General features: G+C 66.9%; 15 protein-coding genes. 10 read left to right on the plus strand and 5 right to left on the minus strand.

Annotated features, from left to right (window positions below):
* Positions 1–132 precede the first annotated feature (132 nt).
* Positions 133–1,365: an NAD(P)/FAD-dependent oxidoreductase gene (locus ACSQ27_RS10075; protein ID WP_436155303.1), complete on the plus strand. Its 1,233-nt coding sequence runs from the start codon at positions 133–135 to the stop codon at positions 1,363–1,365.
* Here the strand turns inward: ACSQ27_RS10075 and ACSQ27_RS10080 are convergent.
* Entirely contained in the window at positions 1,362–2,198 is an 837-nt protein-coding gene (locus ACSQ27_RS10080; protein WP_436155304.1) for a cupin domain-containing protein, read from the minus strand. The two genes, ACSQ27_RS10075 and ACSQ27_RS10080, sit on opposite strands and share 4 nt — an antisense overlap.
* Before the next feature lie 109 nt (positions 2,199–2,307).
* Between ACSQ27_RS10080 and ACSQ27_RS10085 the strand changes: the two genes are divergently transcribed.
* The 3 genes from ACSQ27_RS10085 to ACSQ27_RS10095 all read left to right on the plus strand — a co-directional run bounded on the left by ACSQ27_RS10085 (position 2,308) and on the right by ACSQ27_RS10095 (position 4,335).
* Complete coding sequence (locus ACSQ27_RS10085; RefSeq protein WP_436155305.1) at positions 2,308–3,255, plus strand: alpha/beta fold hydrolase; 948 nt, start codon at positions 2,308–2,310, stop codon at positions 3,253–3,255.
* A 298-nt stretch (positions 3,256–3,553) separates the two neighbouring features.
* Complete coding sequence (gene rpsU / locus ACSQ27_RS10090) at positions 3,554–3,766, plus strand: 30S ribosomal protein S21 (RefSeq protein ID WP_007872347.1); 213 nt, start codon at positions 3,554–3,556, stop codon at positions 3,764–3,766.
* A 119-nt stretch (positions 3,767–3,885) separates the two neighbouring features.
* Positions 3,886–4,335: a GatB/YqeY domain-containing protein gene (locus ACSQ27_RS10095; RefSeq protein ID WP_436155306.1), complete on the plus strand. Its 450-nt coding sequence runs from the start codon at positions 3,886–3,888 to the stop codon at positions 4,333–4,335.
* A 111-nt stretch (positions 4,336–4,446) separates the two neighbouring features.
* Here ACSQ27_RS10095 and pmbA read toward each other — a convergent pair whose 3' ends face one another.
* The gene (pmbA, locus tag ACSQ27_RS10100) at positions 4,447–5,862 is read right to left on the minus strand and encodes a metalloprotease PmbA (RefSeq protein ID WP_436155307.1); all 1,416 of its coding nucleotides are present in this window, start codon (positions 5,860–5,862) and stop codon (positions 4,447–4,449) included.
* A gap of 25 nt (positions 5,863–5,887) precedes the next feature.
* Here pmbA and yjgA point away from each other — a divergent pair, with 25 nt between their 5' ends.
* The 3 genes from yjgA to ACSQ27_RS10115 are packed head-to-tail and all read left to right on the plus strand — an operon-like array spanning position 5,888 to position 8,354.
* Positions 5,888–6,496 (plus strand): ribosome biogenesis factor YjgA, encoded by a 609-nt coding sequence (yjgA, locus tag ACSQ27_RS10105; protein ID WP_436155308.1) that lies wholly within the window; start codon positions 5,888–5,890, stop codon positions 6,494–6,496.
* Entirely contained in the window at positions 6,493–7,089 is a 597-nt protein-coding gene (gene mog, locus ACSQ27_RS10110) for a molybdopterin adenylyltransferase (protein WP_436155309.1), read from the plus strand. The genes yjgA and mog overlap by 4 nt, the downstream gene beginning before the upstream one ends.
* On the plus strand, positions 7,086–8,354 hold the full coding sequence (locus tag ACSQ27_RS10115; RefSeq protein WP_436155310.1) for an amidase: 1,269 nt from the start codon (positions 7,086–7,088) through the stop codon (positions 8,352–8,354). The genes mog and ACSQ27_RS10115 overlap by 4 nt, the downstream gene beginning before the upstream one ends.
* A gap of 9 nt (positions 8,355–8,363) precedes the next feature.
* Here ACSQ27_RS10115 and cysE read toward each other — a convergent pair whose 3' ends face one another.
* From cysE to ACSQ27_RS10130, 3 genes are read right to left on the minus strand one after another with little or no spacing between them, the layout of a single operon-like run.
* Complete coding sequence (cysE, locus tag ACSQ27_RS10120) at positions 8,364–9,140, minus strand: serine O-acetyltransferase (RefSeq protein ID WP_436155311.1); 777 nt, start codon at positions 9,138–9,140, stop codon at positions 8,364–8,366.
* 9 nt (positions 9,141–9,149) lie between these two features.
* On the minus strand, positions 9,150–9,941 hold the full coding sequence (locus ACSQ27_RS10125) for an RNA methyltransferase (protein ID WP_436155312.1): 792 nt from the start codon (positions 9,939–9,941) through the stop codon (positions 9,150–9,152).
* Positions 9,942–9,955: 14 nt separating this feature from the next.
* Complete coding sequence (locus ACSQ27_RS10130; protein ID WP_436155313.1) at positions 9,956–10,816, minus strand: LysR family transcriptional regulator; 861 nt, start codon at positions 10,814–10,816, stop codon at positions 9,956–9,958.
* Positions 10,817–10,918: 102 nt separating this feature from the next.
* Between ACSQ27_RS10130 and ACSQ27_RS10135 the strand changes: the two genes are divergently transcribed.
* The 3 genes from ACSQ27_RS10135 to ACSQ27_RS10145 all read left to right on the plus strand — a co-directional run bounded on the left by ACSQ27_RS10135 (position 10,919) and on the right by ACSQ27_RS10145 (position 14,720).
* Positions 10,919–11,206, plus strand: a complete 288-nt coding sequence (locus ACSQ27_RS10135; RefSeq protein WP_436155314.1) for a DUF1330 domain-containing protein — start codon at positions 10,919–10,921, stop codon at positions 11,204–11,206.
* A 134-nt stretch (positions 11,207–11,340) separates the two neighbouring features.
* Entirely contained in the window at positions 11,341–12,330 is a 990-nt protein-coding gene (locus ACSQ27_RS10140) for an inositol monophosphatase family protein (RefSeq protein WP_436155315.1), read from the plus strand.
* 71 nt (positions 12,331–12,401) lie between these two features.
* Positions 12,402–14,720, plus strand: coding sequence for an FUSC family protein (locus ACSQ27_RS10145; RefSeq protein WP_436155316.1), 2,319 nt, complete (start codon positions 12,402–12,404; stop codon positions 14,718–14,720).
* Positions 14,721–14,722 lie beyond the last annotated feature (2 nt).

Genomic DNA, 14,722 nt, shown 5'->3' on the forward strand with positions numbered 1-14,722 from the left:
GCGGCGATATATTGGCGTAACTCGATATGTTGCCGCGCCCATGCAAAACCCGGCAGCGGCGCCCTGCCCCAACAAAGCTGGCTTCATGCTTGTTGGCATCCATCATCCATCCACAGCGCTTCAGGGCTTGTTTTGACACATCAATTTGACGCCGTCGTGATAGGCGCGGGCGCCGCCGGCCTGTTTTGCGCGGCCCAGGCGGGCCAGCGCGGCCTCAAGGTTCTGCTGGTGGATCACAGCGAAAAAGTCGCCGAGAAAATCCGCATCTCGGGCGGCGGCCGCTGCAACTTCACCAACCGTGACGCCACGCCGGCGCAGTTCCTCAGCGAGAACCCGCACTTCTGCCGCTCGGCGCTGTCGCGCTACACGCCGCAGGATTTCATCGCCCTGCTGCAGCGCCACAACATCCCTTTCCACGAAAAGCACAAGGGCCAGCTGTTCTGCGACCGCTCGGCCGAAGACGTGATCAACATGCTGCTGGCCGAATGCGAGGCCGGAAATGTCACACGCTGGCAGCCCTGCGCCATCCAGGGCCTGAAGGGTCCGCGGGAGGCGGGCGGCAACTACGAGCTTCAAAGCGATCGCGGCCTGATCACGGCGCCGCAGGTGGTGATCGCCACCGGTGGCCTGTCGATTCCCAAGATAGGCGCCACCGATTTCGGCTATCGCATCGCCAAACAATTCGGCCTGCGCCTGGTGGAGCCGCGCGCCGCGCTGGTGCCGCTGACCTTTGACGGCGAAGCCTGGGCCCCCTATGCCCAGCTGGCCGGCCTGGCGCTGCCGGTGCTGATCGAAACCAGCCCGGCCGACGCGACGCCCAAACAGCGCAAAAAAGCCGTGGTCTTTTCGGAAGACCTGCTCTTCACCCACCGCGGCCTGAGCGGCCCGGCCGTGCTGCAGATTTCCAGCTTCTGGCGCGAAGGCCAGCCGATACGCATCAACCTGGCTCCCGGCGTGGACCTGCCCAAGCTGCTGCTGCGCGCCAAGGCCACCTCCAGAAAGCTGATCGCCAACGAACTCGCCAGCCTCGTGCCCAGCCGCCTGGCCGACGCCTGGGCCAGCACCGACCCGGCGCTGCAAAAACCCATCAGCGAAGCGACCGATAAAGCGCTGCTAGGTCTGGCCGAGCGCCTGTCGGACTGGCAACTGACGCCGAACGGCTCCGAGGGCTACCGCAAGGCCGAGGTGACCGTCGGCGGTGTCGACACGCGCGACCTGTCGTCGCAAACCCTGGAAGCCAAGCAGCCGGGGCTTTACTTCATCGGTGAAGTGGTGGATGTCACCGGCTGGCTGGGCGGCTACAACTTCCAGTGGGCCTGGGCCTCGGCGCACGCCTGCGCGCAAGCGCTGACACCGGCGCGCTAGGCCTGCGGGGCCAGTTGGGCCAGCTTCCACTCGCGCGGTGACTGGCCGCTTTGCGCCTTGAAGGCGCGCGACAGCGCCGCCTCGCTGCCATAACCAACCTCGGCGGCAATCAGCTTGAGCGGCCGGTCGCGGCGCAGTGCCTGCTGCGCCAGCCCCACCCGCCAGCGCTGCAAATACACGCCGGGCGTGCAGCCGACCGTATCGCGGAACTGGTTGGCGAACACACTGCGCGACATGCCCGCATGATCGGCGAGCGCCTCCAGGCTCCACTCTTGCCCGGGCCCCTGATGCATCGCGACAAGCGCGTGGCGCAGGCGCGGGTGCGAGAGTCCCGCCAACATGCCGGAGCGGGTTTCGCCGCTTTCCATCAGGTGCCGCAGCACCTGGATCAGCACCACATCAAAAAGCCGGTCCAGCAGCGCCTGCCGGCCACAGCGCTGTTCAAAAGCCTCTTCGAACAGCAGTTGCAGCACGCCGGCGGCGCCCTCGATCTGCGCCAGCGGCAGGCACACAAAGGACGGCAGCGCCGCTGCGATCGGGTTGGCCGCCCCGCCCTCAAAACGCAGGTGCGCACACACAAAGTCGGCGCCACGCCGGGCATCCGTGATGAAGCGGTGCGCCATCGGCCTTGGGTAAAGCAGCAGGCAGGGACCGCTGACACGCATCACCTCGGCGCCGCCATGGCTGATGCCGACCTCGCCGCTGCGCACGAGGTGGAGCTGGCCGGTGCCCTCCTCCTCGCCGAGTTCATTGACGCCGCAAAGTGCGCCCGAATGGAACACATTCGCGCTCACCGAGAAATGCCGTAGCAGGGCTTCAAGTCGGTCGCTCATAAATACTCCAAGTCAATTTTTTAGTATTATTAAACACTTATCGTATTTTACGAAGCGTAAAGTTCGTTCTGTCGATCCCGACTTGTTGCAACCCTCTCAAAGGAACACCATGAACGCACTCACCCGTCTCGCCGCCGCCGCCGCACTGGCCGCCACCGTCTCCGCCAGCCCCGCGATGGCCGCAGACGCCGCCGCGCCGCAACCCGCGGCGTCCGCCGCACGCAGCGCCAGCTACGTCACCACCCCGGACGGCGTGCAAATCTATTACAAGGACTGGGGCCCCAAGAATGGCCCCGTGGTGAGCTTCAGCCACGGCTGGCCGCTCAACTCGGACAGTTGGGAATCGCAGATGATCTTCCTGGCCTCAAAAGGCTACCGCGTCATCGCCCATGACCGGCGCGGCCACGGGCGCTCCAGCCAGCCCTGGGACGGCAACGACATGGACCACTACGCCGCCGACCTCGCAGCGGTGATCGACACGCTGGGCGTGAAAGACGTGACGCTGGTGGGTTTTTCGACCGGCGGCGGCGAGGTGGCGCGTTACATCGGCCGTTACGGCACGGCGAAGGTCAAAAAAGCCGTGCTGGTCAGCGCCGTGCCGCCCCTGATGCTGAAAACGGCGGCCAACCCGGGCGGCCTGCCGATCGAGGTCTTCGACGGCATTCGCCAGGGCGAACTGGCCAACCGTTCGCAGCTTTACCTGGACATCGCCTCGGGCCCGTTTTTCGGCTTCAACCGCCCCGGCGCCAAGGTTTCGCAGGGTTTGATCCAGTCGTTCTGGGTGCAGGGCATGCAGGCGGGCCACAAGAACACCTATGATTCGATCGCGGCTTTTTCGGCCACCGACTTCACCGGGGACCTCAAGCGCTTTAACGTGCCCACCCTGGTGATCCACGGCGACGACGACCAGATCGTGCCCATCGACGCCTCCGGCCGCGCCGCCGCGAAACTCGTGAAAAACGCCAGGCTGATCGTCTACCCCGGTGCACCGCACGGCCTGGCCGACACCCACAAGGAGCGGCTCAACCAGGATTTGCTGGCTTTCATCCGAGAGTAAACCCACCCCCGTCCAGGCTCACTGCGTGTAGCCTGTTCCCCCCTCAAGGGGGCGGCGCCTGCGGTCTGGCAGAGCCAGTCCCGCGGCCCCCACTGGTTGTGCCCCTCTTAAACCCAGCATGAGCCCCGGAACCGGCTTTGCCGGGCCGGAGGGCGGGCGGCCCCCTCGGGGGGGCAGGGAGTTACACGCAGTGAACGACCGTGGGGGTGGTATATAATCCAAGGCTTTGCTAGCAAACCCGTGCCTGGCCTGATCCTGATCAGATCGATAAAGGCGCACCTTTTGGATCAATTGAACAATGACCACCATCCGTGTAAAAGACAACGAGCCCTTCGACGTGGCTCTGCGCCGTTTCAAGCGCACCATTGAAAAACTGGGCCTGCTGACCGACCTGCGCGCCCGCGAGTTTTACGAAAAGCCAACGGCAGAGCGCAAGCGCAAGAAGGCAGCTGCCGTCAAGCGCAACTACAAGCGCATCCGCTCGATGCAGTTGCCCAAGAAGCTGTACTAATCCTTTAGTACCGCCTCACGGCAACAAAAAAGCCCGCACGAGGACGCTCTGCGGGCTTTTGTGCTTTTGGCGCCAGCCCCGCGCCATCCACTTCCCTATTTCGCCCCCAGGAGCCCCGAATGTCAGCCCTCAAAGACCAGATCACCGAAGACATGAAGACCGCCATGCGCGCCAAGGACAGCGAGCGCCTGGGCACCATACGCCTGCTGCTGGCCGCCCTCAAGCAAAAAGAGGTCGATGAGCGCGTGGTGCTGGACGACGCGGCCGTGATCGCCATCGTGGACAAGCTGATCAAGCAGCGCAAGGATTCGCTGGAAGCCTTCCAGAAGGCCGAGCGCAAGGACCTGGCCGACAAGGAAGCCGCCGAGCTGGTCGTGCTGCAGGCCTATTTGCCCGCACGCCTGAGCGCCGACGAGGTGGCCGCCGCCGTGAAAGCCATCGTGGCCGAGTTGGGCGCCAGCGGTCCCGGCGACATGGGCAAGGTCATGGGCGCGGTGAAAGCCAAACTGGCCGGCAAGGCCGACATGGGCCAGGTCTCGGCAGCGGTGAAGGCCGCGCTGGCAAGTTAAACCCCCACGGTCGCTCACTTCGTGTAGCTTCCTGCCCCCCGAGGGGGCCGCTGCGCCTGCGGCCCGGCAAAGCCGGTTCCGCGGCCCCTGCTTGGCTCAAAACGTCCCTCGTCAGGACCCGGCTACCTTCATGCGGTTGATGAGAATCGAGCCGACTGTCTTGGCGCCGTAGTTGTAGGCATCCGCGCCCACAGCCTCGATGCCCATGAGCATGTCCTTGAGGTTGCCGGCAATCGTGATTTCCTCGACCGGAAAGGCGATGCGGCCGTTTTCGACCCAGAAGCCCGAAGCGCCGCGCGAATAATCGCCGGTCACGTAGTTCACGCCCTGCCCCATGAGCTCGGTCACGAACAAGCCGCGGCCCAGCTTGCGCAGCATGGCGTCCAGGTCGTCGGCCGGGCGGGTCAGGCGGCTGGTCAGAATCAGGTTGTGCGAGCCGCCGGCATTGCCGGTGGTGCGCATGCCCAGCTTGCGGGCCGAGTAGGTGCTCAGGAAATAGCCCTCAACGCGGCCGCCGGCCACCACTTTGCGCGCCTGCGTCTTCACGCCTTCCTCGTCGAAGGGCGCGCTGCCCTTGCCTTTGCGCAGGTGCGGGTCTTCGTTGATGTCGATGTGTTTGGGGAAAGCCGGCTTGCCCAGGCTGTCGGCCAGGAAGGTGCTTTTGCGGTACAGCGCGCCGCCGCTCACGGCCTGCACAAAACCGCCCAGCAGGCCCGCAGCCAGCGGCGACTCGAACAGCACCGGGCACTGCGTGGTCGGGATCTTGCGGCTTTTCAGGCGCGCCAGCGCGCGCTCGGCGGCATATCGGCCCACGGCCTCGGGGCGCGCCAGGTCAGCCGCGTCGCGCATGGAGCTGTACCAGGCATCGCGCTGCATCTGGTCGCCCTTGCCGGCAATCGGCGCCACCGAGATGCTGTGGCGCGAACTGGCATAACCGCCGCGAAAGCCCTTGGTGTGGGCGCTGAAAAAATGGCTTTGCTGGGCCGACACGCCCGCGCCTTCGCTGTTGGTGATCAGGCGGCTGGTGCCCAGGGCGGCGGCTTCGCACTTCAGGGCCAGTTGCGCGGCCTGTTCGGAGTCTATGGACCAGGGGTGGAACAGGTCCAGCTCCCGATGCACGCGCGCGATGTCGCGGTCGTCGGGCAGGCCCGAGGTTTCGTCTTCCGCGGTGAAGCGCGCGATGTCATAGGCCGCTTTCACGGTCTGTTCGATGGCCGCCTTGGAGAAATCGCTGGTCGCGGCATTGCCGCGCTTTTTGCCGATGTAAACCGTGATGCCCAGCGACTTGTCGCGGTTGCGTTCCACGTTTTCGAGCTCGCCCTTGCGCACGCTGACCGACAGGCCGCAGCCTTCGGAAGCCTCGGCCGCGGCGTCCGTGGCGCCCAGTTTTTTGGCGTGGCCCAGCGCGGTGTCGACAAGGTCTTCGAAAAAATCGCGGTGGTAGCTGAAGCCGCTTTCGGGCTGCTGGGAGGGACGGGAAGCGGCGCGGTTTGCGGCGCCGGAACGAGAGGAAGCTTTTTGGGTCATATGGGTAGCTATGATACTGACTGCCATGAACAACAAGACTCCCAAGGCCATCAAGGGCTACTGGTCCAACGGACGCTTCGTCAAACCCGAGGAAATCGCGCTTGAAGAAGTCGGCCCGCCCAGCAAAACCCAACTCAAGGCCGAGGCCGATGAAAAACAAGCGCTCGGTGAAGCGCTGCTGACCCTGCGCGCCGACCTGATGGCGCGCCTGGACCTGCCCGACAAGCTGCGCGACGCCATCGCCGACGCCAAAAAGATCACCAATTTCGAGGGCAGGCGCCGCCAGATGCAGTTCATCGGCAAGCTGATGCGGCCGCTGGACCCGGAACCCATCCGCGAAGCGATCAACGAGCAACTCAACGGCTCGGCCGACCTGACGCTGGCGCTGCACCTGGCCGAGCAGTGGCGCGACAAGCTGATCGCCGACGACGCCGCGCTGGGCACCTGGCTCGAAGAACACCCCGGCACCGATTCGCAGCAGCTGCGCGCGCTGGTCCGCCAGGCCCGCAAGGACGCCAAGCCCGAAAAACCCGGCGAGGCGCCGCGCCACGGCAAGTCCTACCGCGAAATCTTCCAGCTGGTGCGGCAAACCCTGGCGAAAGGCCCGGACGAGGCTGAGGAACCCCAGGCATGAGCCAGGCTTTTGAGGCGGTCAAGATCGGCATTGTCTCGGTCAGCGACCGCGCCTCGGCCGGCGTCTACGTCGACAAAGGCCTGCCGGCGCTGAAAGACTGGCTTACGCGCGCACTGCGCAACCCCATCACCTTTGAAGAGCGCCTGATTCCCGACGAGCAGGCCGGCATCAGCGCTGCGCTGATCGCGCTGGTCGACGCCGGCTGCTCACTGGTGCTGACCACCGGCGGCACCGGCCCCGCGCCGCGCGACGTGACACCCGAAGCCACCCTGGCCGTCGCCCACAAGGAAATGCCCGGCTTCGGCGAACAGATGCGGCAGATCAGCCTCAAATTCGTGCCCACGGCCATCCTTTCGCGCCAGTGCGCGGTGATCCGCGACAAAAGCCTGATCCTCAACCTGCCCGGCCAGCCCAAGTCCATCCAGGAAACCCTCGAAGGCCTCAAAAACGAAGCCGGCGACTCGGTGGTGCCCGGCATTTTTGCCGCCGTGCCCTATTGCATAGACCTGATAGGCGGCCCCTACCTCGAAACCGACCCGGCTGTCTGCAAGGCCTTCCGGCCGAAATCGGCCATCCGCACACCGGCACCATGAAGCCGCCAGCGCCGTCTGCCATAGAGACGGCCGCCGGGCTGGCTGCCGGCACGCTGGACGCGACGAGCCTGCTCACAGAAAGCTTTGCACGCATAGACGCGGCTGAGCCCACGCTGCGCGCCTTTACCGCCCGCCTGGACCTGCCCACGGCGCTGGCCCAAATCCCCGCCCTCACAGGCCCGCTACGTGGCCTGCCCGTGGCCCTCAAGGACATCTTCGACACCCGCGATTTCCCCACGCGCTACGGCTCGGCGCTCTACCCGACGGAACCGGCGCGCGTCGACGCGGCCATGGTCGGCGTGATCCGCCGCGCGGGCGGGCTGCTGATCGGCAAATCCAGCACCACCGAATTCGCTTTTCTGAATCCCACGGCCACGCTGAACCCGAACGCGCCGGGGCGCACGCCGGGCGGCTCCTCTGCAGGTTCTGCGGCGGCGGTCGCGGCGGGCCTGGTGCCTTTTGCCATCGGCACGCAGACCGGTGGTTCGGTGATACGCCCGGCGTCTTACTGCGGCGTCACCGGCTTCAAACCCAGCTTCGGCCTGTTGCCCACGGCCGGGCTCAAATGTTTTTCCTGGTCGCTGGACACGGTTGGCCTGTTCGCCGCCAGCGTGCCCGAGGCCGCCTGGTTTGCCCAGGCGCTCAGCGGCCGTGCGCTGGCGCTCGATGCCGCGCCCCCAAAACCCTGGGTGGTCGGCGTTCCCGAGGCCTATCCCTGGGCCGAACTGTCCCCCAGCGCCCGGCAGGCCCTGGAAGCCGGCAGCCAGGCATTGAAGGCAGCCGGCGCCGACATGAGGCGCATCACCCTGCCCGGCTGGATCAAGGACGTGTTCGACGCGCAGGACATCATCCAGGGCTACGAGGTCTGGCGCAGCCTGGCCTGGGAAGTGGATCACCATTCCGACGCACTGTCGGACATCCTGCGCAACTACCTGCTGGCGGCGCGCAACATCACGCCGGCCGCCTACGAAGCCGCACAACGCACTGCATCAGAAGGCCGCAAAGCCTGCGCGGACTGGTTTGAGGGATTCGACGTGCTGATGACGCCCAGCGCGCCCGACGAAGCGCCCGCGGGCTATGGCAGCACCGGCGCGGCGATCTTCAACCGCGCCTGGACGCTGCTCGGTGTGCCCTGTGTGAACGTGGCCGGCGCCACGGGGGTGAACGGCTTTCCCATGGGCCTGCAAATCATTGGCGCGCCGCATGCCGACCGCGCCTGCCTGCAGGCCGCCGCTTTCCTGGAGCGCGCGCTGAACGTGGCTTGAAACCGGCGGCTATTTTCCGACCAGCTGGTTCAACTTCTCGGCCTCAAACGTCTCCGTCAGCGCTGCGTCCTTGGGCACGCAATCCTTGCTCATGGCCGTTTGTGGGCCCGAGAGTTTTTCAATCGCCTGCCACAGCAGGGCGATCTGGTGCTCCTGGGACGATGCGTTGTCGATCAGCCCCTTCATGGCCTGTCCGAGCGGGTCGTCGTCCAGGGTGATGCCGTAAGCGGAGAACTTGGGCGAGGTCGTGACGTCGGCACTTTCGCCCACTTTGGACGGGATGATGCGCGCCGGAATGCCCACCGCCGTGGCCCCGGCCGGCACGGGCTTGATCACCACCGCATTGCTGCCGATCTTGGCGCCGTCGCCGACCACAAAGCCGCCCAGCACCTTGGCGCCGGCGCTGACCACCACGTCGCGGCCCAGCGTCGGGTGCCGTTTGGCGCCCTTGTAGAGCGAAGTGCCGCCCAGCGTGACGCCCTGGTAAATCGTGCAGCCGTCGCCGATCTCGGCGGTTTCGCCGACCACCACGCCCATGGCATGGTCGAAAAACACCCGCTCGCCGATCTTGGCGCCGGGATGGATCTCAATGCCGGTCATCCAGCGCGACACATGCGAGATGAAGCGGCCCAGCCATTTGAAGCCGTGGTTCCAGCACCAGTGCGCGCGGCGATGCAGCACCAGGGCATGCAGCCCGGGGTAGCAGGTCAGCGCTTCCCAGGCCGTACGGGCGGCGGGATCGCGGTCGAGGATGCACTGGATGTCGGAGCGGAGTCGGGAAAACATAGGCGAAGTCTACTGAGGGCGCGGGATGGCTGCCGGAGCGGCGGTTTTGCCCCCGGCTTCGGAGGCCTTTTGCAGCATGGCCTTGGCCACGCCGCGCAGGATGTGGATTTCCTCGGGGCTGAGCTGGGCACGGTTGAACAGCTGGTTGAGTCGCGGCATCAGTTTTTTGGGCGAGGCCGGGTCCAGAAAGCCAATGCCGGCCAGCGCCTCTTCCCAGTGCTTCAGCATGCCGGCCACCGCCGCCGCGTCGGCCTGCGCGGGCTCGGCCGTTGCCGGCTGCACACTGAAGCCGCCCAGCGCCTGACGCCAGTCATAAGCGATCAATTGCACCGCCGCACCCAGGTTCAGCGAGCCGAACTTCGGGTCGGTCGGGATGCTGAGCGCCACATGGCAGCGGTAGACGTCCTCGTTCTGCATGCCGAAACGCTCTGAGCCGAACAAAAAGGCCACCGATTCGGGCGCGGCAGGCAGCGCTCCGGACGGCTCGCCCTGCCCCAGCAAACCCGCAAAGTGCTCGCGCGGCGCACGCGTGGGCGGGCCGAAGTCGCGCGGCGTCATGGCGGTGGCGCACAGGTGGGCCATGCCGTCCAGCGCCTCGTCCAGCGTGGCGACGATACGGGCGTTTTTGAGCACGTCGAGCGCGCCGCTGGCCCGCTGTATGGTTTCTTCGCGGTTCAGCACATTGGCCCAGCGCGGCGCGACCAGCACCAGGTCCTCAAAACCCATGGTCTTCATGGCGCGGGCGGTGGCGCCGACGTTGCCGGCGTGGCTGGTATTGATCAGGATGAATCGGGTACGCATGGGACGGGATTGTCCTATGCGGATGGCTTCAGGACCTGGACCAGCGCCCTGATCTTCGGCGACATCGCGCCTTTGCGCCAGATCAGGTCGGTTTGCGCGCAGTCGCTGCCGGGCGGCAAGGCGTGCACGCTCAGGCGCGCGCGCTCGGGAAAGGTCGCCAGCACGCTGAGCGGCACCAGCGAGATCCCCATGCCCACCACCACGCAGCCCAGCATCGCATGGTAAGAGGTGATTTCGATGGTCTGCACCGGCATGCTGTTTTTTCCGGCGTACCACTGCTCAAGCCGCGCCCGGTGCGGGCAGCCTTGCTCAAAGGCGACGATGCTGCGCGGCGGCTCGGCGCCCCCGGAGGTGATGGCGGCGTGGCCGGCCGCCGCCACGATCACCAGTTCCTCGCGATAAACCGGCTCGCGCTCGAACGGGCCGTCGACGATGGGCCCGGTCACCAGCGCGGCATCCACCGTGCCAGCCAGCACGGCCGCCGCCAGTTGCTGCGGGTTGCCGGTCTTGAGCGCCAGCTTCACTTCCGGGTACAGGCGCACAAAGTCGCTGAGCGGCCCGGGCAGGCGTACGGCCGAGGTGCTTTCCATGGCGCCCAGCACCAGGGCGCCGCGCGGGCTGCCGTCGCGCACCGCATCGCGCGCCTCATCGGCCAGGGCCAACAGGCGCTGGGCATAGTCCAGCAACACCTGCCCGGCCGGCGATAGATGCAGCCGCTTGCCTTCGCGGATAAACAGCGGCGTTCCCAGCTTTTCCTCGAGCTGGCGTATGCGCGTCGTGACGTTGGACTGCACCCGGTGCAGGCGCTCGGCCGCACGCGTCACGCCGCCGGCCTCCACCACGGCCCGAAAAATCACCAGGTCACTGAGATCCATAAATCTCTTTTAAAGATATTAATAATTTCTATTATTCATTTTTCAGAATGAAATGTCACGCGTATCGTCCAGCCCTCAGCACTTCAAAACACAAGGAACACCATGGCAAAGGCTTACTGGATCGTGCGCGTCTCGGTGCGCAACATTGACGAATACCCGCGTTACCTCACGGCCGCACGGCCCGCTTTCGAGAGGTTCGGGGCGAACTTCCTGGTGCGCGGCGGCGCTTACGAAAGCATGGAAGGCAGCTCCCGCGAGCGCAACGTCGTCGTGGAATTTGCCGACATGGCGACCGCGCGGGCCTGCTACGCCAGCCCCGAATACCAGGCAGCGCGGGCCATACGCCAGCAGCATGCCGACGCGGATTTCCTGATCGCGGAAGGCGCCTAGCCGCGGCTTGCGGGGCTGTCCGGACGCGGTATCGCCCCCCGGAGAGGGCCGTATCGCGGGTTTATGGGAAAATACCGCCATTGCCCGCCGCCCGCATCGCCGGCGCCGGTTTATCCCGTTCTTCCCTACAAGTTATGTCCAGCAACCTCCATCCCATGCTCAACGTGGCCATCAAGGCTGCGCGCGCTGCCGGCGCCATCATCAACCGCGCGGCGCTTGACGTCGAAGCCGTCCGCGTCTCGGTCAAGCAGACCAACGACTTCGTCACCGAGATCGACCAGGCCGCCGAGGCCGCGATCATCGAAACCCTGCTGACGGCCTACCCCGGCCACGGCATCCTGGCCGAAGAATCGGGCAGCGAGCATGGCGCCAAGGACTCCGACTTCGTCTGGATCATCGATCCGCTGGACGGCACCACCAATTTCATCCACGGCTTCCCGGTCTATTGCGTCAGCATCGCGCTGGCCGTCAAGGGCAAGGTCGAACAGGCTGTGGTCTACGACCCCACCCGCAACGACATTTTCTGCGCCACCAAAGGCCGCGGCGCCTACATGAACGACCGCCGCATCCGCGTGGCCAAGCGCACCCGCCTGCAGGAATGCCTGATTTCCACCGGCTTTCCCTATCGCCCCGGCGACAAGCTCAAGACCTACCTCAACATGCTGGGCGAAGTCATGAGCCAGTGCGCCGGCGTGCGCCGCCCCGGCGCCGCGGCGCTGGACCTGGCCTATGTGGCCGCCGGTTTCAGCGACGGCTTTTTTGAGTCCAACCTCAAGCCCTGGGACGTCGCAGCCGGCTCGCTGCTGGTGACCGAGGCCGGCGGCCTGATCGGCAACTTCACCGGCGAAGCCGACTTCATGGACCACGGCGAATGTGTGGCCGGCAACCCGCGCATCTACGGCCAGCTGGTCGGCACCCTGGGCAAGTACAGCAAGTTCGCCGGCGCCGGCGACAAGGCTGCCGTGCGCCAGGCTCTCAAGGACGCGCCCGCCGCGGAAGACAGTGCGGAAAACGGCGAAGACGCGGCGGCCCCCGCTCCCGCCCCGGTCGAAAAGCCGACGCTCAAGGCCAAGCGCATCAAGGCCGCGGACAGCGCGCCCAAGGCGCCGGACGCGCCTTTCTAAACAAAGCCCGCTTCGCGGGCTTTTTTCATGGCCGCGCGTTTCGGTAAAGGTAAAGTGTGCCCAGGCACACCATGAACCGGCCCGACCCTGCCCTTTCCCCCGCGCTGGCAACCCGCCTGCAGCGCCGGGCGCAAGGCTGGCTGCAAAAAAGCCTGCACGTGCTGCTAAGCCAGTACGTGGCCAACGGGCTGACGGTCTCGCTCGGCCTGGTGCTCATCATGCTGGCCATCTTCGAGGCCGCCGGCCTGGCCGCCGCCTCCACGGCCGCGGTGGGCGTGCTGATCACCAGCCTGCCCGACGTGCCCGCGCCGCGCCGGCGCAAGATCATGCAGATGCTGCCCGCGCCGCTGCTGGGCGCGCCGCTCTTCATGCTGGTGCAACTGGTGCGCCACGACGAGCTGTTGCTGGGCATCGTGGTCACGGCCGCCACCTTCCTGGCCGTGATGATGATGGCCTGGGGCAAGCGCGGCGGGCCGATCTGTTTTTCGCTGCTGTTTTCCACCCTGTTTTCCATGGCCGCGCCGCCGGTGGCTTCGCTGGGGCAAATCGCGCTGCACGGCGCCTGGTTCCTGGCCGGCGCCGGGCTGTACCTGCTGTGGGCGGTGTTCACCACCCACCTGCTGAACCAGCGCTTTCGCGCGCAGCTGCTGGCCGAATGCCTGCACAGCTTCGCGCAGATCCTGCGCACCCAGGCCCAGCGCTTCGGCCCGCAGCCCGACCATTCCGCGCTGTTGGCGCGCATGCTGCAGCAGCAGGCCGCGCTGGCCGACCACCTGCAGAACACGCGCGACGTGGTGCTGGAGTCACCCACCACGCCGGAGCGCCAGCGCCTGGCGGCCATGCTGCTGAGCCTGCTCGAGGCGCGCGACCACCAGCTCGCCTGCGACCTGGACCTGGATTTCCTGCTCGAGCACAGCGCCAGCGTGGCCGTGCTGCCCGCCCTGCAACTGGCGCTGGACAGCACCGCCGCGCGGCTGGAAGCGCTGGGCATGGACCTGCTGCTGGGCCGGCGCGGCGCGATGATCGCCGCCATCACCGACCTGCGACCGCAACTCGCCGGCGCACTACCGCCGCGCAGCAAACGCATAGACCCGCTGGCGCCCGACCCGCTGCGCATAGACACCACGGACCCGCTGGCTTTGCTGCACAACATGGCCGACCGCATAGGCCACATCAACGACGAGGCCGTGAAACTGGCGGCGCTGGCGCGCGGCGACATCCCGCCCGGGCTGTCGGCCGTGCGCACCCAGTGGCAGCTCTTCGTCAGCACCACCCACTGGTCCTGGAAGCCGCTGCTGGGGCAGTTGGGCTGGAGCGCGCCCATCCTGCGCTACGCGCTGCGCTGCGCGCTGGCCGTGGCGGCCGGCTACACGGTGTCGCTGCACCTGCCCTGGGTGGCGCATGAATACTGGATCCTGCTGACCATCGTGGTCGTGATGCGCGGCAACCTGGCGCAAACCGTGCAGCGCCGCAACGCCCGCGTCGCCGGCACGCTGCTGGGCTGCGTGCTGGTCATGGGGATGCTGGCCGCGCACCCGGGCGCCCGCGCCATCTTCGGCGTCATCGCGCTCAGCATGGGGCTGGCGCATGCCTTTGCGCTGCGGCGCTACCTTTTCACCTCGATCGCGGCCACCGTCGCCGGCCTGTTGCAGGCGCACCTGCTGCTGGCGGGCGTGCAGCCCGGTTTCGCCGTGGCCGAGCGCCTGGCCGACACCCTGCTGGGCGCGCTGATCGCCTGGCTGTTCAGCTATGTGCTGCCGGCTTGGGAGCGCAACCAGCTTCCGGCACTGGCCCGGCGCAGCGGACGCGCCCAGGCCAAACATGCGCAACTGGCGCTCGCGCTGCTGGACGAGGCCCGCGCGTCCGACCTGCCCTGGCGGCTGGCCCGGCGCGAGGCCTACGACAGCCTGTCCGACCTCACGCTGGCCGCCCAGCGCAGCCTGGCTGAGCCGCAAAAGGTGCGGCCGCCGCTGGAGCCGCTCGAGGCCCTGCAGGCGCGCAGCTACCAGTTGCTGGCCCAGCTCACGGCCGTCAAATCCCTGTTGCTGCTGCATCGCGCCCAACTCGACCTCGCGGTCGCCAGGCCGGCGCTGGCGCGGGCCGCCAAGCGCATCGAAGCCGAACTGTCGGACACCGGGGGCACGCCGCCCCCAGCCGGCCCGGCCATTGCCGGCCAGCCCTTCCAGCCCCGGCCCGACCCGCTGATGATCACCGACCTCACGCCCTGGCTTCTGCGCCGGCTGGAGCTGGCCTGCGCCATGGCACGGGAGCTGCGGCAAGCCCAGGCCCGCGTGCTGGCCGAACCCACCAAACCGGCCGGGCCGGCGCCCATCGATAATGCGGGATTGGCCCCGGCGCCCGCCGCTTCTTCCCACCCAACGCATGAGTGACA

Origin of the sequence: Polaromonas sp. LjRoot131 (genome assembly GCF_964252805.1) — a bacterium.
GTDB lineage: Bacteria > Pseudomonadota > Gammaproteobacteria > Burkholderiales > Burkholderiaceae_C > Polaromonas.

What these genes read in the sequence shown, in the direction of transcription:
- ACSQ27_RS10130 (WP_436155313.1), bottom strand. Translation starts at nt 10,816, where the DNA reads ATGGATCTCAGTGACCTGGTGATTTTTCGGGCCGTGGTGGAGGCCGGC.
- ACSQ27_RS10135 (WP_436155314.1), top strand. Translation starts at nt 10,919, where the DNA reads ATGGCAAAGGCTTACTGGATCGTGCGCGTCTCGGTGCGCAACATTGAC.
- cysE (WP_436155311.1), bottom strand. Translation starts at nt 9,140, where the DNA reads ATGTTTTCCCGACTCCGCTCCGACATCCAGTGCATCCTCGACCGCGAT.
- ACSQ27_RS10140 (WP_436155315.1), top strand. Translation starts at nt 11,341, where the DNA reads ATGTCCAGCAACCTCCATCCCATGCTCAACGTGGCCATCAAGGCTGCG.
- mog (WP_436155309.1), top strand. Translation starts at nt 6,493, where the DNA reads ATGAGCCAGGCTTTTGAGGCGGTCAAGATCGGCATTGTCTCGGTCAGC.
- ACSQ27_RS10125 (WP_436155312.1), bottom strand. Translation starts at nt 9,941, where the DNA reads ATGCGTACCCGATTCATCCTGATCAATACCAGCCACGCCGGCAACGTC.
- ACSQ27_RS10115 (WP_436155310.1), top strand. Translation starts at nt 7,086, where the DNA reads ATGAAGCCGCCAGCGCCGTCTGCCATAGAGACGGCCGCCGGGCTGGCT.
- yjgA (WP_436155308.1), top strand. Translation starts at nt 5,888, where the DNA reads ATGAACAACAAGACTCCCAAGGCCATCAAGGGCTACTGGTCCAACGGA.
- ACSQ27_RS10145 (WP_436155316.1), top strand. Translation starts at nt 12,402, where the DNA reads ATGAACCGGCCCGACCCTGCCCTTTCCCCCGCGCTGGCAACCCGCCTG.
- ACSQ27_RS10095 (WP_436155306.1), top strand. Translation starts at nt 3,886, where the DNA reads ATGTCAGCCCTCAAAGACCAGATCACCGAAGACATGAAGACCGCCATG.
- ACSQ27_RS10085 (WP_436155305.1), top strand. Translation starts at nt 2,308, where the DNA reads ATGAACGCACTCACCCGTCTCGCCGCCGCCGCCGCACTGGCCGCCACC.
- pmbA (WP_436155307.1), bottom strand. Translation starts at nt 5,862, where the DNA reads ATGACCCAAAAAGCTTCCTCTCGTTCCGGCGCCGCAAACCGCGCCGCT.
- rpsU (WP_007872347.1), top strand. Translation starts at nt 3,554, where the DNA reads ATGACCACCATCCGTGTAAAAGACAACGAGCCCTTCGACGTGGCTCTG.
- ACSQ27_RS10080 (WP_436155304.1), bottom strand. Translation starts at nt 2,198, where the DNA reads ATGAGCGACCGACTTGAAGCCCTGCTACGGCATTTCTCGGTGAGCGCG.